The following is a 19,662-nucleotide window of genomic DNA, read 5'->3' as shown; positions in this document are numbered from 1 at the left end:
TACTGGAGACTACCGTGCCCAATCTCGCCCACGGCCTCGAGGCCAAGGACATCAAGGCCAAGATCGCCCTGCTGATCAGCAACCTCGTCGACATCAAAGACGAGACCGGCGAGTTCCTGCTGCGCCTGGACGACGGCCGGGTGATCGACACCAAGGGCTGGAACGACTGGGAATGGACCCACGGCGTCGGCCTCTACGGCCTGTGGAAGCAGTACGAGATGTACGGCGACGAGCGCGCCTTCGACATCATGACACAGTGGTTCGCCGACCGCTTCGAGGCCGGCACCCCGACCAAGAACATCAACACCGTCTCGCCGTTCTTGACCCTGGCCTATCTGTACGAGGCCACCGGCGACCACACCTACCTGCCCTATCTCGAGACCTGGGCCGACTACGTCATGTACGAGGGCCCGCGCACCGAGGAAGGCGGCTTCCAGCACATCGTCTTCAACAGCGAGAACCCGCAGCAGCTGTGGGACGACACGCTGATGATGAGCGTGCTGCCGCTGGCCAAGATCGGCCTCTTGATGGACCGCCCCGACTTCGTCGAGGAGGCCAAGCGCCAGTTCATGGTCCACATCAAATACCTGGCCGACCGCAAGACCGGCCTGTGGTTCCACGGCTGGACCTTCGAGGGCCGCCACAACTTCGCCGACGCCCTGTGGGCGCGCGGGAACTGCTGGGTGACGATCGCCATCCCCGAGTTCATCGAGCTCCTGGACCTGAAGCCGGGCGACGGCCTGCGCGCCTTCCTGATCGACGCCCTGGAGGCCCAGATCAAGGCGCTGACCGAGTATCAGGACGCCGAGACCGGCCTCTGGCACACGATCATCAACGACAAGACCTCGTACCTTGAAGCCTCGGCCACCGCGGGCTTCGCCTACGGCGTGCTGAAGGCCGTGCGCAAGCGCTATATCGGCAAGGAATACGAAGCCGTCGCCATCCGCGCCATCAAGGGCGTGCTGGCCAATATCGATGAAGCCGGCGAGCTTCAGCAGGTCTCGTTCGGCACCCCGGTGTTCGACACGATCCAGGGCTACAAGGACATCCCGCTGACCTCGATGCCGTACGGCCAGTCCCTGGCCATGCTGGCCCTGGGCGAGTTCCAGCGCGCCTTCATCTAACGCCACCACCGCATCAACCGGTCCGGCCGCCAAGGCCGGACCGCAAGGGGCGCCAAGACCCCTCCTCAAAGGGAAGAGAGACGACCATGGCCACGCCGGACACCCGCAAACCCTCGTGGGTCAGTTATTGGGGCTGGGGTTCCGGCGACATGCTGGGGGCCGGCGCTCAGGCCGTCATCACCGGCTGGCTGGCCTATTTCTTCATCACCTTCTGCGGGCTGTCGCCGGTCGAGACAGGCCTGATCCTGGGCCTGCCGCGCCTGCTGGAAGCGATCACCTGCCCGCTGATCGGCTACATCTCCGACAACCTGCGCCACACCTGGGTCGGCCGGAAGATCGGGCGGCGGAAGATCTTCCTGATCATCACGATCCCGCTGCTGCCGGCCTTCGCCCTGATCTTCGTGACCGGCCAGACCTTCGCCTACTACCTGACGACCTTCATCTTCTTCGAGTTCGTCTACACGATGTTCCTGATCCCGTGGGAAACCCTCGCGGCGGAAATGACGAAGGATTACAAGGAGAAGGCCAAATTCGCCGGCGCGCGCATGCTGGTCGCCCAGAGCTCGGCGATCCTGGCTTCGTACCTGCCGACCCTGATCATCAACAATTTCGGCGGCAAGGACTCGTCCAACACCTTCCTGATCATGGCCGCGATCTTCGGCGTGCTGTTCAGCCTGGTGGTGACGATCGTCGTCCTGCTGTCCTGGGAGCGCCCCTACACCGAGGCCGAGAAGCTGATCCAGCCCGAGCCCATGGACTGGGCCAAGGCGGCGCTGATCCCGGTCAACATGTTCCGCGACCTGTTCTCGACCTTGAAGCTGCGGGCCTTCCGCCAGCACCTGTCGCTGTATCTCGGCGGCTATATCAGCCAGGACATCTTCAACACCGCCTTCCCGCTGTTCGTGGCGACGGTGATGCTGGGCTCGACCCTGCTGATCTCGCAGCTGATGACGACCATGTACGTCGCCCAGCTGATCTCGGTGATGATCGCCATCCGGGTGATCATCCGCACCGGGCCGACCGCCGCCTACCGCATGGCCATCAGCTTCGTCGGCGCGGCGCTGCTGCTATTCCTAGCCTTCTATCTGATCAAGCCGGCGGGCTTCGCCGAGGGTGTCACGGGCCTGGGCGGCAACATCTTCAACCTCGCCAGCCCCGTGGTGATGTTCTGGCTGTTCGTGCCGATCATCCTGGCGGGCCTGGGTCGCGGCACGCTGAACTTCGTGCCTTGGGGCGTCTATAACTACCTGCCGGACGTCGACGAAGCGGTCACCGGCCAGCGCCGCGAGGGCATCTTCGCCGGAGTCATGACCTTCGTGCGCAAGATCGCCCAGTCCGGCGCCATCCTGCTGACCACCAGCCTGATCGGCATGGGCGGTTTCGTCTCGGCCCCCAAGGGCAAGCCGATGCCGGAACAGACGCCCGAGGCGATCCAAATCCTCGTGCTGGTCATGGTCGGCCTGCCGATCCTGGTCATGGTGGCCGGCATGATCATCTCGTGGTCGTTCCGTCTCAACGCCCGCACCCATGAGGTCCTGGTCAAGGAGGTCGAGCGTCTGCGCGCCGGCGAGGCCGACGCGGAGAGCGAGGAGTCCCGCCTCATCGTCGAGGATCTGACCGGCTGGAAGTGGGAGCGGCTCTGGGGGCGCTGATGAAGGCTCTGCCGCTCACACTGCTGCTGGCCTTGTCGGCTTCGCCCGCCTTGGCCCAGCCCGCGCCGAAACCGGCCGCTCAGGCCGCGTCCCAGGTCGCATCCATGCGCCTACCGGACATGCCTCTGCACGATCCCTGGATTGTCGCGGACAAGAAGGCGAGGCTCTATCGGCTCTACACCTCGAATATCCCGGCGGTGAGTGGCGCGCCGGGCCTCGGGACCATGATGTACGTCAGCCGCGACCTGAAGGCCTGGAGCCGGCCGAAGGCGGTGTTCGTGGCCCCCAAGGACGTCTGGTTCAAAGGCGGCGCCTGGGCGCCTGAGGTCCATGCCTGGCGTGGCCGCTGGTGGCTGCTGACCACCTTCCACGACGAGGCCGCCAAGCTTCCGCCGACCGGCGCGCGCGCGCCGTATCGGCGCGGCACGGTCGTCGCTGTCGCCGACCGTCCCGAGGGTCCGTTCACCCTGGTCCGCCAGGGCGAGCCGGTAGCGTCGAAGGACCTGATGACTCTGGACGGTACGCTGTACCGAGACCCGGCCGGCAAGCCGTGGTTCGTCTACGCCCATGAATGGCTGCAGGCCACGGACGGGACCATGGAAGCCCTGCCGCTCACCGCTGACTTGGCGGCGGCCGGTCCGCCAATCACCCTGTTCAAAGCCAGTGAAGCCTCCTGGGCGGCCGGTCGTGAAGAGCCGAGCGGCGCGAAGATCTACGTCACTGACGGCCCAGAGCTGTTCCGGACCAAGACCGGAACCCTGCTAATGCTGTGGTCGAGCTACGACGCCAAGGGCTACGTCCAAAGCCAGGCGCGTTCGAAGAGCGGAACCCTGGCCGGTCCGTGGGAGCAGTTGGAACCCCTGGTCCGTTACGACAGCGGCCACGGCATGCTGTTTCGTCGGTTCGACGACCAGCTGATGATGATCGTTCATCGGCCCTTCAAGAGGGCGCGCGGCAAGCTCTACGAAATGCGCGACGCCGACGATCACCTGGAAATCGTCCGCCAGCGCACCGATCTCGACGGCGATCCGGCGGAGCTGATCGGCAGCCCTTAGAGCCAGCCGTTCGAGCGAGCGATCCGACCGGCCTCGACCCGGTTGGCCGCGCCCAGCTTCTGAGCGGCTTCCGACAAGTAGTTGCGGACCGTGCCGGGCGAGAGATCCAAGACCTCGGCGATATCCTTGTTCGAGCGCCCCTCCTCGGCCAAGCGCAGGATCGCGCGTTCGCGGTCGCTCAGCGGATCGGGCTCGGAGTCCCAGATCGCCTCGGAGAGCTCCGGCGCGATGGCCCGACCGCCGGCGGCGACAGTGCGGACGGCGGCGGCCAGCACGCTGCTGGGCCCGTCCTTCAGCAGATAGCCTTTCACCCCCGCGTCCATGGCCCGGCGCAGATAGCCCGGCCGGCCGAAGGTGGTGACGATCAGAACTCGAGTGCTCGCGCCGTCGGCCTTCAACCGGGCGGCGACGTCGATGCCGGTCAGGTTTGGCATCTCGATGTCGGAGATCAGCACGTCGGGCTTCTCGGCGCGCACCAGCTCCAGCGCCACGGCGCCGTCGGGCGCGCGGCCCACCACCTGGATGTCGCCTTCCATCTCCAGCAGCGCGCTGAGCGCGCCAAGCACCATCTTCTGGTCTTCGGCGATGACGACGCGGATCACGAGGCGGCCTCCCCAAGGGCGGTTTCCAGCGGCGCGGTGGCGACGAGGCGCGTGCCGCGTTTGTCGGATCTGATTTCCAGCCCGCCGCCGATCGCGGCGAGGCGCGCGCGCATGCCCTTCAGCCCCGAACCCTCGACCACACGACCACCAGCGCCGTCGTCGACAATGCTGAGCACCAGGGCCTCGGCGCTGGGCTGGAGCCGGATCTCGCAACGCGAGGCGCCGGCGTGACGGATGACGTTGGTGACGCCCTCGCGCAGCGCCATGGCCAGCACGGCCTCCTGGCCAGGATGACCGTCGGTCGTCAGGGCCGAGACCTCGACCTTCACGTTCGCGGCCGCCAGGGCTTGGCGGGCCTTATCCAGCTCGACGGCCAGCGAGGCGCCCTTCATGCCAACCACGGCGGTGCGGACTTCGGCCAGCGCTTCACGCGCGGCGGTGGCCACTGATTGCATCTCGCGCTCGGCGGCCTCCGCGTCACGGCTGACCAGACGCGCGGCCAGCTCGGCCTTCACCGCCACCAGAGTCAGGGTGTGGCCCAGCAGGTCGTGCAGGTCGCGGGAGATCCGCTCGCGCTCGGCCATGGTGGCCAGAGCGCGGACCTCTTCGTGCGCCACGGCCAGCTCCCGGTTCTTGCGCTCCATGTCGGCCTGCATCAGGCCGGCGAAACCGGTGATGCCGCCGAACAGAACGCCCGAGGCCCAGATCGGCCAGGTCGAGCGCAGGAACAGCGCGCCGACCAGGAACAGTACAAGCTCCAGGCCGATCAGCGTGCGGATCGCCAGCTTGCGCGACGGCATCCGCGCCGCGAAGGACATGGCGTAGATGGTATAGACGCTCCATCCAGCCTTGAACGGCGACAGCGCCATGCCGATGCCGAAGATCGCCAGCACTTCCCAGAACCGCGGCAGCCCCTTGCTGCGGAAAATCTTGAAGAAAAGGCCCAGGAAAGCCGCCAGGCCGACCAGGGACGCAGTCATCTCGATCTGCCCCGGCGCCCGGAAGAACCACGAGACGAAGTAGAACGGCAGGTAGGCGAGGAAGACAAAGCTCCAGCGCACGTCGAACCGCCGTCCGCCAAAGGCCAGCCCCGCGCGGTCGACGTGCTCGCCGGAGGTCGTCCGAGTCATCGGGTCCTTGTCCATGCCGGCGATGTCGCGCGCGAGGCTCGCCACGGTCAAGCCGCCTGCCGGCGCCAGGCCGCCCAGGAGCCGATCGCGGCGGCAATGCTGATGGCCGCCAGGATTGAGACATGATGCTGGACGTTGGCCATCGGCTGCATGCCAGACAGCATCAGCGACAGCTGGCTGAAGTGGTACGACGGCGTGAACTCGGCCACCTTGGCGATCCAGCCAGGCATGACCTTGAGTGGGATCCACAGACCGCCGAACAGGCTGAAGCTCAGGAACAACAGGTTGGCCAGCGCCGTCGCACCCTGCGACCCCATGCGCAGGCCCAAGTTCAGGCCGATGAGGGCGAACGGGATCGCCGAGAACAGGCCCAGACCCAAGGTCGCGGCCCAGCGCCAGGGAACCATGGTCACCCCGCCGAAATAGCCCAGCAAGCCCAGCAGGCCGACAGCCGCGGCGACCAGCGCCAGGGCGGCGGCCAGGCGTCCGGCCAGATAGCCGCCGGCCGGCAGCGGAGCGATCTGCTTCAGCTCGATCAGCTTGGCCTCGCGCTCGGCGGCGACGGCGGCGCCGAAACCGAACATGGCGGGCGCGATGGCGGCGAAGATCACATAGTTGGCCAGCATCATGTGGGCGATCTCCTCGCGCCCCTTGGCCAGGCCCAGACCCATGATCCCGTAGAACAGCAGCGGCAGGGCCACGCTGGGGACCAGGAACTGCGGGGTGCGCCAGGTCGCGACGATCTGGGCGCGGGCTTCACGGCCGTAGACGGCCACGGTGTGCAGGGCGGACATCTAGGCGACCTCGACTTGGCTTTGATTGGCTTTGCCAGCCGGCGCGCCGGCCTGGACGAGACGGGTGACGGCGTCCTCCAGCGAAGCGCCGGAGACGGTCAGGTCGTCGACGGTGTCGTCGCGAGCCAGCAGCTCGCGCAGTGTGGCCGGCGCTGAAGTGGTCAGCAGGGTGACCCGACCGCCGTCGCGGCTCACGCCGGTGACGCGGGCCAGGGCCGACAACTCGGCGTCGGACAGGCGCGAACGGCAGCGGATCGCCACGCCCGAGACCTGGGACTTGATGGCCTCGGGCGAGCCGTCAGCGATCACCTGGCCATGGTCGATGACCACGATGCGGTCCGCCAGGGCTTCGGCCTCGTCGAGATGGTGGGTGGTCAGCAGCACCGCCGCCCCACGGGCGATCTCGGCGCGGACGGCGGTCCACAACCCCCGGCGCGCCTCGATGTCCATACCGGTGGTCGGCTCGTCCAGGACGAGAAAGTCCGGGCGCCCGGCGATGGCCAGGGCGAATTGCACGCGGCGCTGCTGGCCGCCCGACAGCGCGCCGCAGCGGCGGCGCTCCAGGCCTTCCAGGCCCGCCAACCGGATCACCTCTTCCAGAGCGCGGGGCTTGCGGTAGTAGCCTCGGAACAGGTCGACCTGCTCACTCACGGTCAGGGTCGCGGGCAGGCCGGCGTCCTGCAGCATGACACCCATCCGGCCACGCATGGCCACGTCCCGCGGATCGCCGCCGAACAGCCGGGCCTCGCCGGTGTCGGCGCGCAGGCGACCGGTCAACAGGGCGACGCTGGTGCTCTTGCCGGCGCCGTTCGGGCCCAGCAGGGCGACGCATTGACCGGGGCGAATGACCAGGTCCAGGCCGTTCAACGCCAGGGTCGCGCCCCGACGCTTAGTCGCTTGGCGAAGTTCCGCGACCGGCGGCTCCGAAAGTTTGGGTGACATCTTTGGCTCCCTCAGTGTGAAGCCACCATGCCGGCCCGCGGCGCCGCCGATCAGTGCCGGGCGTCACGGGACGAACATGACAAGTGTCACCTCCCCCAGCGGCGCTCCGTTCAGGCCGCCGCGTTCCAGGCCCTGGTCATCAGGGTCACCGGGGAATAGTCGCCGAACCTCCAGCGCAGCGGCAGGGCCCCCGGCCGACGCCAGGCCGCCTCGGGAAAGAACCGCCACCGTCGTTGGACGCCCTCCGGCCAGGTCTCGCCAGCCGGCGGATCCCAGTCGATCACGACCCGACCGCGCAAGTGAAGCAGGTCGCCGGTCTCGAAGTCGACGAACAACAGCGCCGCGCGCGGGTCGGCGACGAGATTGCCAAGGGTGTTGAAAAAGCGGTTGCCCCGGAAATCCGGCACGACCAGTGCGCCATCCTCGACCTTCACGAAACCCGGCAGGCCGCCCCGGTGCGAGATGTCGACCCCGCCGTTGTCGCTCCCGGCCGCGCCCGAGGCCGTCGCCACGAAGAAGGTGTCGGCCCGCGCGATCTGGGCCAGCACCTCCGGCGCGTCGGCGGCGACCGCCTCGGCGGGCCTACCAGAGGACGCCGCCGCTTCGACCGTCCGGGTCTGGATATATTGCGGGCAGTTGCCGAAGCTCTGCAGCACCTTGAGCCGCAGGCCCTCGGCGTCGTCCGCCTCGATGATCCCGTTGGCGCGGTTACGGCGACGGGTCGAGAAGTCCAGCCCCAGGGTCCCGAACGGGCGCCCGGCGCGGAAGAGCGCATGACCGGGCTCTCCTTCACGCGGCAGGGCCCGGATCTCCAGCGTCGTCGGATCTGGACTGGAAACAAAGCCGGGTTCGCCGGTCAGCACCGTCGCGACCGGCCAGCCGTCCTCGTCCACCGTGGCGATGAACAGATAGGAAAGCAGCCCGAAGAACGCCCGGTGCTGGTCCGGCATGAAGTCGCGGATCCCGCCCGCGCCCGGCTCGCCCACGCCCCCGCGCGCCTGGGCGATCAGTTCCCCGGCGTGGAATGGCGCGTCCATGTCAGGCCGCCTTCGCGGCCTGGACGAAGTCGGGCATCGGCTGGAACCACGGTTGCGCCTCAACCCGGGCCAACCAGGCGCGGACATGGGCATAGGGCTCCAGCGACACCCCACCATCCGGCGCATGGGCGACATAGCTGTAGCAGGCCAGGTCGGCGATGGTGACCTGCTCGGCCGCCAGGAACGTTCGCTCGGCCAGATGGGCGTCCATGAAGGTCAGCACCCGCGCGGCGATGCGCGCGGCGCGGGCCGGATCGTCGGGCAAGCCGAACAGGGTGATCATCCGCGCAACGGCCGGGCCGTGCATCACCTCGCCCGCCGCGATCGATAGCCACCGTTGCACCGACGCGGCGGCGACAGGCTCCTGCGGGAGCCATTGGGCGTCGGGAGCGTAGCGGCGGGCGAGGTAGACGAGGATCGCATTGCTGTCGGCCAAGGTCAGGTCGCCGTCCTGCAGAACCGGGATCTGACCCAGCGGATTGCGCGCCAGGAACGCGGGCGTGGCGCGCACGTCGCCCGGCGAGTCCACGAAGGCGTAGCGCAGGCCCAGGGCGTTCAGCATCAGAGCCACCCGATGCGTGTGCCCGGACAGGCCCATGCCGTGCAGGACGATGTTGGTGTCGGCCATTGGAGATGCTCCGTCTCTCGTTTCGATGCCGGCATGATGTCTGTTGCGTTGAGCGCAATGAATTGACCAAATCGGCAATAGATTTTTGCGAATTTGGAAACGCCGATGGATCGTCTCGACGAACTGTCTCTGCTGGTGGCCGTGATCGACGCCGGCGGTTTGGCCGCGGCTGGCAGGCGGTTGAGGCGCTCTCCCGCCGCCATGACCCGCGCCCTGGCCGCGCTGGAAGAGCGGGCCGGCGCTCGGCTGATCGAACGCACGACCCGCAAGCTTGCCCCGACCGAGGCCGGACGGGAACTTGCCGACCATGCCCGCCGCCTGCTGGCCGACTACGAGGCGGCGCTGGAGACCTCCGCGCCCAACGCCGTGCGCGGCCTGCTGCGGATCACCGGCCCCACGGTGTTCGGCGGCCGCCACCTGGTGCCGGTGGTCAATGGCTTCCTGGCCGAGCATCCCGGCGTCCGCGCCGACGTCACCCTCCACGACCGAAACCTCGACCTGATCGAGTCCGAGCTGCATGTGGCCCTGCGCATCGGCGCGCTGGCCGATTCCAGCCTACTGGCGCGACGCGTGGGGGCCGTGCGCCGCGTCACGGTCGCCTCGCCCGATTACCTGGCCAGACGTGGAGAGCCGAACGCGCCGGCCGACCTCGCCGACCACGACACCATCCTGACCACGGTGATCACCGTCACCCCGGAATGGCGCTTCGAGGCCGGCGGCCGACCTCGCGCCGTGCGGCTGGATCCGCGCCTGCGGGTCAACAGCGTCGAGGCCGCCCTGGCCGCCGTCGTCGCCGGCCAGGGGATCGGGCGCGCCCTCTCCTATCAGGTCGCCGACGAGGTCGCCGACGGACGCCTAGTCCGCCTGTTGCGCGGCTTCGAGCCCTCGCCCCTGCCCGTTCAGCTTCTGACCGCCGGCGGCCGCTTCAGGCCGCCACTGGTGCGCGCCTTCCTCGACTACGCCACGCCGCGCCTGGAAGGCCTGGCGGTGCTGCAAGAAGACGCGGCCTAGCAGTCTTGGTCCTGGCCCAAGCCCGGCTATAAAAGACTCAAAGGACATGAGTCCTCGAAAGGTCTGATCGGCGATGCATACGCAGAGAATTCTGGTGACGGGCGGCGCGGGCTTCGTCGGGTCGCATCTTTGCGACCGGCTGCTGGCGACCGGCGCGGAGGTGCTCTGCGTCGACAACTACTACACCGGCTCGCGCCAGAACGTGGCGCAGAACCTGACCAATCCGCGCTTCGAACTGCTGCGGCACGACGTGACCATGCCGCTCTATGTCGAGGTCGATCAGATCTACAACCTCGCCTGCCCGGCCAGCCCCGTGCACTACCAGTTCGACCCGGTGCAGACGACCAAGACCAGCGTCCATGGCGCGATCAACATGCTGGGCCTGGCCAAGCGGGTGAAGGCCAAGATCCTGCAGGCCTCGACCTCCGAGGTGTACGGCGATCCGACAATCCACCCGCAGGTCGAGACCTATTGGGGCAACGTCAATCCGATTGGCATCCGCTCGTGCTACGACGAGGGCAAGCGCTGCGCCGAGACCCTGTTCTTCGACTACTGGCGCCAGCATCGGCTGCAGATCAAGGTGGCGCGGATCTTCAACACCTACGGCCCACGGATGCACCCGAACGACGGGCGCGTCGTGTCCAACTTCATCGTCCAGGCCCTGAAGGGCGAGGACATCACCCTCTATGGCGACGGCAACCAGACCCGCTCGTTCTGCTATGTCGACGATCTGGTCGATGGCCTGATGCGGCTGATGAACACCGGCGACGAAGTGACCGGTCCGATCAACCTGGGCAATCCGGTCGAGTTCACGATGAAGCAGCTCGCGGACCTGGTGCTGGAACTGACCGGCAGCAAGTCGGCGATCGTTCACCGCCCCCTGCCCTCGGACGACCCGCGCCAGCGCCAGCCCGACATCACCCTGGCCAAGCAACACCTGGACTGGGCGCCGACGGCGCCGCTCAAGGTCGGGCTGATGCGGACGATCGAGTACTTCGACGGACTCTTGAAGGCCGACTAGCGCTTCCGGCCGAAAAGCTTCAGGTCGGAATCCGGACCGTCGCTGCGGCCGCCGAACCAGCCCATCCAGAAGTGGATGTAGTCCCGCGCCATGTCGCGCGGCACGAAGAAGCCATGGCTGTAGGGCGTGTCGACGCCGATCGCCAGCTTGGGATCGGGCGCATCCTCGTACCAGGTGCCGAACAGGCGATCCCAGATCGGCGCGATGCCGAAGTGGCCGGTCGGGTGGGTCATGTCCAGCTTGTGGTGGGCCCGATGATGGTTCGGTGACTGGATCAGCCAACGGCCGACCCAGCCCCAATTGGCGTCGATCTTGCCGTGGATCACCAGACCGAGGCCGACGACCAGCACGTTGACATAGATCATCACCTCGGGCGGCGCGCCCAGCACGGCCAGCGGCAGGTTGACCAGGAAGATGGCCGTGAAGGTCACCGGATGCTGGCGCACCGAGGTCACCACGCCGAAATCCTCGGCCGAATGGTGATAGCGGTGCAGCGGCCAGAAGAACTTGGTGTGGTCGGTCCGGTGGGTCCAATAGTCGAAGAAGCTGTAGACCGCGAAATACAGCGGCAGTTGCAGCACGAACGGCAGTGGCGGCGGGCCCAGGTTCACGCCCGTGGCGGTCCTGATCGCATCGTGGATCCAGCCGCCGGAGATCATCGAGGCCCCGAGCATCAGCACGCGACCGGCGATGTCGAGCACATGGCCCTGGCCCAAAACGAAGACCGTCAGGTCGGTGTTCAGCGACGCCGTGCGGGCGAACAGCAGCTGGCGCAGCGAGCTTTCCTCCCAGCCTACCGTCACGCATTCGATCCACAGCGCGGTCGGCAGCAGCAGGAAGACCAGGAAGATGTTGTTGAGGTGATCGTGGACGGAGTCCGAGTGCACCGACTTGCCCAGGAAGGTCAGGGTCAGCTCGGCCGGGATCAGCTTAAGCGCCAGCCACCAGGCGGCGACGGCGCCGGCGGCATAGATCGCGAAGCCGGCGATCAACGCCGCGCGGCCCAGGCCATGACGCGCGGGCGGGGTCTCGACACCGATCTCGGCGGCCGCGTGTAGCGCTGCAGGTTTCAAGACGTCCCACTCCCCCGGGGATTACAGGCCGCCATTGATGCCCGAGCGCCGTTAAAACTTGGTGTGGCCAAGCAACCTGCGGACGAGACGCCATCGACCGAGGTCCTTGCCGTAGCTGTCGCTCCGGCATAACAGCCGCGTCATGACGCGCTCCGCGCCCCTGCTGGCCCTGCTTCTCGCTGCTTCGGCGCCCGCCCTCGCCTATGCCCAGGAGGTCGAGGCGATCTCGGTCTGGGGCCGCCGCGCCAATGATCTGGGCCGCGCGACCTCGGCCAGCGAGGGCCGCATCGCCTATGCCGACTTCGCCGTGCGGCCGCTGCTGCGTCCGGGCGAACTGATCGAGGCGGTGCCGGGCCTGGCCGCGACCCAGCACTCCGGGGCGGGCAAGGCCAACCAATACTTCCTGCGCGGCTTCAACCTGGATCACGGCACGGACCTGGCCGCCTCGCTAGACGGCGTGCCGCTGAACCTGCCTTCGCACGGCCACGGCCAGGGCTATCTGGACCTGAATGTCCTGACGCCGGAGTTCGTCCACGACATCGGGTTCAAGAAGGGTCCCTATTCGGCCGAGAACGGCGACTTCGCGACGGCCGGGGCGGTCGCGTTCGAGACCGCCGACCACCTGCACGGCGACGGCCTCCAGGCCTGGGCTGGCCAGGACGACTACTACCGCGCGGTCGGCTCCAAGGCCTTGAGCGAAAATGTCCTGGTCGCCGCCGATCTCTCGACCGCGCGCGGCGCCTGGTCGACGCCAGAGGACTTGAGAAAGATAAACATGCTGGGCCGCGCCATTGTCCGCGGCTGGTCGATCACCGCCCTCGCCTACGACGCCGACTGGAATGCCACCGACCAGATCCCACGCCGCGCGGTCGAAAACGGCGCGCTCGGAGGGCTCGACACGATCGACGCGACCGACGACGGCAGAACCTCGCGCTACATGTTGTCGGCCCGTCGACGCGACCTGCTGCGTGGCCTGGACACCGTGGTCTACGTCCAGCGCTACAAGCTCGATCTGTGGTCGAACTTCACCTACTTCCTCGACGATCCAATCAATGGCGATCAGTTCCAGCAGGTCGATCAGCGCTGGATTTACGGCGGCTCACTGGCCAAGCGCTGGACGCTGGGCGAAGGCTGGAGCGCCCGGACAGGCGTCTCGGCGCGGGTAGACGACATCGGCAAGGTCGGCCTCTACCGCACCGCCGCCCGCATCCGCCGCCAGACCGTTCGCCAGGACGCCCTGACCGAGTGGTCAACGGCGCTGTGGGGCGAGGCTTCCAAGCGTTTCGGCAAACTGGACGCCACCTTCGGCCTGCGCGCCGACGCCATGGGCGCCGACGTCGAGGCCGGTGATCCGCGCAATGCGGGGAAGGTCAGCGACCTACTGGTCAGCCCGAAGCTGGCGCTGGCCTGGCGGATCTCCAAGACCTTCGAGATCTATGCCGACGCCGGGCGCGGCTTTCACTCCAACGATGCGCGCGGCGCGGTGATCACGGTCGATCCGGTGACCGGCGATCCGGCCGAGCGCTCGCCTCTGCTGTCGCCGTCGGACGGGGCCGAGCTAGGTCTGCGCTGGAAGCATGACGGCCTGACCCTGACGGCGGCGGCCTGGGCGCTGCATGTCGACTCCGAGCTCGTCTATGTCGGCGACGCCGGCTTCACGGAGGCCAGTGGCGCGACCAGGCGCGCCGGCGTCGAGCTGCTGGCCGACTGGCGACCGACCGCGCGACTGAACCTGACCGCCTCCTACGCGGCCACCCACGCCCGCTTCACCGGCGACCCGCCCGGGGGCGACCGCATCCCCAACGCGGTAAGCGCGGTGACGAGCGCCGGGGCCAGTTGGAAACTGGCCGACGCCTCGACCCTGTCCCTGACCTGGCGCCGCCTGGGGCCAGCGCCCCTGGTCGAGGACAATTCCGTGCGCTCGCGCGCCACAAGCCTGGTCAATGCTCTCTTCGTCCAGGACTTCGGTCTCGCCAGTCTGATGATCGAGGTTCTGAACCTGACCAACGGTAAGAAAGACGACATCGCCTACTTCTACGCCTCGCGCCTGCCCGGAGAGCCCGCCGGCGGTGTCGAGGACGTCCATTTCCATCCCGTCGAGCCCCGCGCCGTCAGAGCGGGCATGAAGATCAATTTCTGACCCTGGTCGCGAAAATGGGATGATTTTCCCTTGGAGCCTCGCCAAGGTCCCCTCGCGGTTTCCGTCCGCCTTCTGAGGGGCTCTCGAACTTGTCCAAGCGTTCCATCCGTTACGCCGTGGCCGGCGTCATCGCGGCCGCGCTCGCCGCTTCCGTTGCTCACGCCGACGCCATCAAGCAGACCAAGGCGCCGTTCGAGGACAAGTTCCGCCAGCTGGAAGGCGAGGACTGGCCCACGCCCACCGACTATCGCAACGCCTCGGGCGCGCCGGGCTATCGCTACTGGCAGCAGAAGGTCGACTACGACATTTCGGCCAAGCTGGACGAGCCGACCAAGTCGATCATCGGCAAGGAGTCGGTGGTCTACCGCAACAACTCGCCGGACGACCTGCCGTATCTCTGGCTGATGCTGGACCAGAACGACTTCAAGCGTTCGTCCATCAGCCACATGACCGAAACCGTCTCGGGCGACGGCGTCACGCTGGGCCAGGTCCGCCGCGCCAAGCGCTTCCAGGACTGGGAAGGCGGCATGACCATCAAGTCGGTCAAGGACGCCCAAGGCCGGTCGCTGAAGTTCACCGTCGTCGACACCATGCTGCGCATCGACCTGCCAGCGGCGGTCCGCGCCAACGGCGGCGAGACCAAGTTCTCGATCGAATGGTCGTTCCCGATGGTGGAGACCAAGCTGATCGGCGGACGCAGCGGCTACGAGTGCTTCACCGCCAAGGGCGATGACGGCAACTGCATCTTCGAGGTCGCCCAGTGGTTCCCGCGCCTGGCCGTCTATTCGGACTACGAGGGCTGGCACAACAAGGCGTTCCTGTCGGGCGGCGAGTTCACCCTGGAATTCGGCGACTACAACGTCGCCCTGACCGTGCCGAACGATCACGTGGTCTCGGCCACCGGTGAACTCCAGAACGCCGCCCAGATCCTGAGCGCCGCCCAGCGTGAGCGCCTGGCCAAGGCCCGCACCGCCAGCGAACCGGTCTATGTGGTGACCCCGCAGGAAGCCGCCGCCGCCGAGGCTGGCAAGCCGACCGGCGAGAAGACCTGGGTGTTCAAGGCCGCCAACGTCCGCGACTTCGGCTGGGCCACCTCGCGCAAGTTCGCCTGGGACGCCATGGGCGTGAAGCAGGATCCGGGCGCCAAATACCCGCTGGTCATGGCCATGTCGTTCTTCCCCAAGGAAGCCCGGCCGCTGTGGGACGCCTATTCGACCAAGGCCATCGCCCAGACGATCAAGGTCTATTCGGACTTCACCTTCCCCTACCCCTACCCGATCGCTCAGTCGGTGAACGGTCCGCAGGGCGGTATGGAATACCCGATGATCAGCTTCAACGGCCCTCGGCCGGTGAAGGACAAGAAGACGGGCCAGCTGACCTATACCGACCGCGCCAAGTACGGCCTGATCGGCGTGGTGATCCACGAGGTGGGCCACAACTACTTCCCGATGATCGTCAATTCCGACGAGCGCCAGTGGACCTGGATGGACGAGGGCATCAACACCTTCCTCCAGTTCCAGGCCGAGAAGCAGTGGGACGCCAAGTTCCCGTCGCGTCGCGGCGAGCCCAAGGACATCGCCGAGTACATGGTCAGCCAAGACCAGGTGCCGTTGATGACCCAGTCGGACTCGGTGCTGCAGTTCGGCGCCAACGGCTACGGCAAGCCGGCGACCGCCCTGGTGATCCTGCGCGAGACCATCATGGGCCGCGAGCTGTTCGACCGCGCGTTCAAGGAATATTCGAACCGCTGGCGCTTCAAGCACCCGACCCCATACGACTTCTTCCGCACCATGGAAGAGTCGTCGGGCATCGACCTCGACTGGTTCTGGCGCGGCTGGTTCTACTCGACCGACCACGTCGACATCGCGCTGGACAAGGTCACCCAAGGTCGCCTGGACAGCGGCGATCCGGACCTCGAGTCCGCCGCCCGCAAGGCCGAGAAGGCCAAGGAGCCCGGCTCCCTGACCGTCGCCCGCAACACCGGCAAGACGGTGGTGGAGACCGATCCCAAGACCCGCGACTTCTACGACCAGACCGACGAGTTCACCGTGACCGAAGGCGCCAAGAAGCGGGCTAAGACCGCGCGTGACGACCTGACGCCGGAAGAAGCCGCCGCCCAGGACGTGAAGGACAACTTCTATCGCTTCACTTTCCGCAACATCGGCGGGCTGGTGATGCCGGTGATCCTGAAGCTGGACTACACCGACGGCACGACCGAGACGATCCGCATCCCGGCCGAGATCTGGCGCAAGAGCTCCAAGCAGGTCACCTGGCAATATGTCTCGGCCAAGCAGGTCAAGGGCGCCGAGCTCGACCCACTTTGGGAAACCGCCGACGCCGACCGCTCGAACAACGTCTTCGACGGCGTGATCGCCCCGACCACCCTGAAGATCACCAAGCCGCCGGAGGCCGGTTCGAACCGGATGAAGGACGCCAATCTGAAGATCGACCCCGACAGCCTGGCCACTCAGCCGGCGGGTGAGCCCAAGAAGGACGAAGGTCCGAAGTGATCCTGCGTGCGGCTGCCCCGGTTTTCTTGGGGGTGATCATGGCGGCGGGCCTCGTGCTCGCCCCGCTCCCGGCGGCCGCGCATCGCGGCCATGGCGCGCTGAGCGTCGTGGAGATTAATGCCAAGACCGGCGCGGTCACGGTCAGCCACCGGGTTCCGACGCACGACGCCGAACCCGCCCTGGCCGTGATCGCGCCGGACGCCCAGGCCAGCCTTGACGATCCCGAGGCGGTCGAGGCGCTGAAGGCCTACATGCTCAAGCAGTTCTGTGTGGCGGTTGACGGCAAGATCGTCGAGCTGACCCTCAAGGACATGACGCTGGGCGCGGACGAAGTGCGCTTCGAATATACCGGCAAGGTCGCGCCCGCGGACGTCGCCGCCACCATCGGGATCAAGGCGGCGATGTTCTCGGACGCCTATAGCGACGAGGTGAACCAGGTGAACGTCCGCCGGTTTGGCGTGACCCGCACCTTGGTCTTCACCGGCGCCGAGGCCGTGGTGGGTCAATATCTCGACCCCGTCGATCTCCTAAAGCCCTGAAGGCTTGAGGTGACAAACGTCACCCGAGCGGCCTGACTCCCGGCACTGCAAGGCTTCGGGTCGATCCGGCAGTTTCCTCGCCAACAGAGGAGACCTCCCCATGACCTTCCCGACCCGCCGCGCCGCCATGCTGGCCGCCACGGGCCTGGCCGCGATCAGCGCCAACGCCTTCGCCCAGACGACGCCCGCGCCCGCTCCGGCCAAAAAGGAGCAATCCAACCAGGTCCAGGGCGTGACGATCACCGCGCCTTCGTCGCAGGACCTCAAGACCTCGATCGACCGCCGCAGCTACAGCCTGGGCAAGGACCTGCAGGCCACCACCGGCTCGGTCGCCGACGTCCTGCGCGGCGTCCCTTCGGTGCAGGTCGACGTCCAGGGCAATGTCAGCCTGCGCGGCGACCCCAACGTCACGATCATGATCGACGGCAAGCCGTCCGGCATGTTCAAGGGCGAGAACCGCGGACAGGTGCTGCAACAGATTCCCGCGTCCCAGTTCGAGCGCGTCGAGGTCATGACCAATCCCTCGGCCGCCTTCAGTCCAGAGGGCACGGCCGGGGTCATCAACCTGATCACCAAGCAGCAGCGCGGCGTCGGCCTGGTCGCCTCGGTGCGCGCCAATGTCGGCAACCAAGGCCGCAAGAACGGCAGCGTCAGCGTCAGTCATAACACCAAGGCCCTGACCGTCTCCGCTGACGCCGGCTGGCGTCGCGACAAGGTCAAGGGCGAGATCACCGACGATCGGTCGCGGCTGGATACGGCCACCGGCCGCTATGCCGATAGCCGCCAGACGATCGCCTTCGCCAGCCGGGGCCTGTCGCACAACGCCCGCGCCAGCGTCGATTACGACCTCGACAAGCAGACGCGCGTCAGCGCCGAGGCCCGCTACAACGACATGTCCTACGGCTCCAAGGCCGGCTCGTCCTACGAGGGCCGGGATTCGAGCGGGACGCCGATCGCCCGCTTCCAGCGCCGCGCTGACGGCGAAATGAAGAAGTCGGTGGCTGGTCTGTCGGGCGACCTGCGTCACAAGTTCTCCGGCGACGAGCACGAGCTGACCCTCCGCGCCAGCGTCGAGCGCACCCGCGACCGCCAGACGACCCTGTCCGACGCGTTCAACCAGCTGCCCACGGTCTCGAACTATGTCGAAAACGTCCGCATCGGCGACGAACTGGTCCAGACCCGACTGAAGGCCGAATACAAGCGCCCCCTGCCCGGCGGGGCCAAGCTGGTGGCGGGCTACGAACTTCAGGTCGACGACAACGACTACGACAACCTTGGCGCCCGGGGTCCGACCGGTAATGCGCTGGTCGTCGATCCGGCCCTGACCAACCAGTTCAAGTACGATCAGGCGGTTCACGGCTTCTACGCCACCTACAGCCGCGCGATGGGCGACTGGACCGTGATGCCGGGTCTGCGCATCGAGGAGGTCACGGTCGACACCAACCAGGTGACCACCAAGCTGAAGGACAGCTACGACTACCTGCGCTTCTATCCGTCGCTGCATGTGCAGTACCGGCTGGACGACACCCGCCAGGTCAACGCCAGCTACAGCCGTCGCATCCAGCGTCCGACGGCCCAGGACCTCAATCCCTACCGGATCTATCAGGACCCCTACAGCTATCGGCAAGGCGATCCGCGCCTCAAGCCGCAGGTGACGGACTCGTTCGAAGTCGCCTACCAGATGCGAAAAGGCTTCAACTATTACCTGGGCACGCTCTATTGGCGCGAAGCCCATGACGGCGTCACCGACGTGGTGCGCGACATCGGCAACGGCGTGCTGCTGACGACCAAGGCCAATCTCGCCAAGAGCCGCGCCGGCGGCCTGGAGCTGGTCGCCAACGCCAAGCTGACGCCCAAGGTCTCCTACACCATCAGCGGCAACGCGGCCTGGAACGAGCTGGGCGCGACCGACCTCGGCTTTCCCGACAAGCGCTCGACCTGGACCGTCTCGGGCTACGCGGCCCTGAACATCCAGGCCACGCCCAAGGACTTCCTCCAGGTCAGCGGCTTCGCCACCGGCAAGCGCCTGACCCCGCAGGGCTACAAGGAGCCGACCGGCATGCTGCTCCTGGGCTATCGCCACAAATTCAACGACCGCCTGTCGGGCGTGGTGACGGTGCAGGACGCCTTGAAGACCTTCGGCGACAAGACGGTGATCGACACCCCGGCCCTGCGCGACCGCCGGACCATGGACCTCGACCTGCGGGCGGTGTTCATCGGCTTCACCTACGGCTTCGGCGGCCAGGGCGTCCCCAACCCGCGCCGTCCCCGCGAGCCGGCCTTCGACTTCCAGACCAGCCCGGGCGGCGTCGGTCCGATGTAGGCCACGCAAGCCAGACAAAACGGCCGGCCCCCGCGACGAATCCGTTGCAGGGGCCGGCCTCGTCCTGTATCGAACCCTTCC

At 67.2% G+C, this 19,662-nt stretch carries 15 protein-coding genes and 1 pseudogene; 9 read left to right on the top strand and 7 right to left on the bottom strand.

Annotated features, from left to right (window positions below):
- Window positions 1–14 precede the first annotated feature (14 nt).
- From bglB to AC1RRV_RS11315, 3 genes are all read left to right on the top strand, one after another.
- A complete protein-coding gene (gene bglB / locus AC1RRV_RS11325) occupies window positions 15–1,124 on the top strand; it encodes a beta-galactosidase BglB (RefSeq protein WP_492859722.1) in 1,110 nt (369 codons plus the stop codon).
- A gap of 86 nt (window positions 1,125–1,210) precedes the next feature.
- Window positions 1,211–2,776: an MFS transporter gene (locus tag AC1RRV_RS11320; protein ID WP_492859721.1), complete on the top strand. Its 1,566-nt coding sequence runs from the start codon at window positions 1,211–1,213 to the stop codon at window positions 2,774–2,776.
- A complete protein-coding gene (locus tag AC1RRV_RS11315; RefSeq protein WP_492859720.1) occupies window positions 2,776–3,831 on the top strand; it encodes a glycoside hydrolase family 43 protein in 1,056 nt (351 codons plus the stop codon). The genes AC1RRV_RS11320 and AC1RRV_RS11315 overlap by 1 nt, the downstream gene beginning before the upstream one ends.
- Here the strand turns inward: AC1RRV_RS11315 and AC1RRV_RS11310 are convergent.
- From AC1RRV_RS11310 to AC1RRV_RS11285, 6 genes are read right to left on the bottom strand one after another with little or no spacing between them, the layout of a single operon-like run.
- Window positions 3,828–4,433 (bottom strand): response regulator transcription factor, encoded by a 606-nt coding sequence (locus AC1RRV_RS11310; RefSeq protein WP_492859719.1) that lies wholly within the window; start codon window positions 4,431–4,433, stop codon window positions 3,828–3,830. The two genes, AC1RRV_RS11315 and AC1RRV_RS11310, sit on opposite strands and share 4 nt — an antisense overlap.
- Complete coding sequence (locus AC1RRV_RS11305) at window positions 4,430–5,608, bottom strand: sensor histidine kinase (RefSeq protein WP_492859718.1); 1,179 nt, start codon at window positions 5,606–5,608, stop codon at window positions 4,430–4,432. The genes AC1RRV_RS11310 and AC1RRV_RS11305 overlap by 4 nt, the downstream gene beginning before the upstream one ends.
- Before the next feature lie 2 nt (window positions 5,609–5,610).
- Entirely contained in the window at window positions 5,611–6,348 is a 738-nt protein-coding gene (locus AC1RRV_RS11300; RefSeq protein WP_492860097.1) for an ABC transporter permease, read from the bottom strand.
- Window positions 6,349–6,357: 9 nt separating this feature from the next.
- Complete coding sequence (locus AC1RRV_RS11295; RefSeq protein WP_492860095.1) at window positions 6,358–7,350, bottom strand: ABC transporter ATP-binding protein; 993 nt, start codon at window positions 7,348–7,350, stop codon at window positions 6,358–6,360.
- Between the two features lie 59 nt (window positions 7,351–7,409).
- A complete protein-coding gene (locus AC1RRV_RS11290; RefSeq protein ID WP_492859717.1) occupies window positions 7,410–8,336 on the bottom strand; it encodes a pyridoxamine 5'-phosphate oxidase family protein in 927 nt (308 codons plus the stop codon).
- Window position 8,337: 1 nt separating this feature from the next.
- Entirely contained in the window at window positions 8,338–8,964 is a 627-nt protein-coding gene (locus AC1RRV_RS11285) for a glutathione S-transferase (protein ID WP_492859716.1), read from the bottom strand.
- A gap of 105 nt (window positions 8,965–9,069) precedes the next feature.
- Between AC1RRV_RS11285 and AC1RRV_RS11280 the strand changes: the two genes are divergently transcribed.
- Window positions 9,070–9,975, top strand: a complete 906-nt coding sequence (locus AC1RRV_RS11280; protein ID WP_492859715.1) for a LysR family transcriptional regulator — start codon at window positions 9,070–9,072, stop codon at window positions 9,973–9,975.
- 73 nt (window positions 9,976–10,048) lie between these two features.
- Window positions 10,049–10,996, top strand: coding sequence for a UDP-glucuronic acid decarboxylase family protein (locus AC1RRV_RS11275; RefSeq protein ID WP_492859714.1), 948 nt, complete (start codon window positions 10,049–10,051; stop codon window positions 10,994–10,996).
- On the opposite strand, the gene AC1RRV_RS11270 is transcribed toward AC1RRV_RS11275, so the two are convergent.
- Window positions 10,993–12,069, bottom strand: coding sequence for a sterol desaturase family protein (locus tag AC1RRV_RS11270; protein ID WP_492859713.1), 1,077 nt, complete (start codon window positions 12,067–12,069; stop codon window positions 10,993–10,995). The two genes, AC1RRV_RS11275 and AC1RRV_RS11270, sit on opposite strands and share 4 nt — an antisense overlap.
- Before the next feature lie 142 nt (window positions 12,070–12,211).
- Here AC1RRV_RS11270 and AC1RRV_RS11265 point away from each other — a divergent pair, with 142 nt between their 5' ends.
- From AC1RRV_RS11265 to AC1RRV_RS11250, 4 genes and pseudogenes are all read left to right on the top strand, one after another.
- Window positions 12,212–14,209 (top strand): TonB-dependent receptor, encoded by a 1,998-nt coding sequence (locus AC1RRV_RS11265; RefSeq protein WP_492859712.1) that lies wholly within the window; start codon window positions 12,212–12,214, stop codon window positions 14,207–14,209.
- A gap of 89 nt (window positions 14,210–14,298) precedes the next feature.
- A complete protein-coding gene (locus AC1RRV_RS11260) occupies window positions 14,299–16,719 on the top strand; it encodes a M1 family metallopeptidase (protein WP_492859711.1) in 2,421 nt (806 codons plus the stop codon).
- A 38-nt stretch (window positions 16,720–16,757) separates the two neighbouring features.
- Complete coding sequence (locus AC1RRV_RS11255) at window positions 16,758–17,258, top strand: DUF6702 family protein (protein WP_492859710.1); 501 nt, start codon at window positions 16,758–16,760, stop codon at window positions 17,256–17,258.
- Window positions 17,259–17,321: 63 nt separating this feature from the next.
- Window positions 17,322–19,581 (top strand): annotated as a pseudogene (locus AC1RRV_RS11250) (TonB-dependent receptor domain-containing protein).
- Window positions 19,582–19,662 lie beyond the last annotated feature (81 nt).

The organism is Caulobacter sp. GW821-FHT11E10, from assembly GCF_058808375.1.
This window is presented reverse-complemented; position numbering and strand designations above follow the sequence as displayed.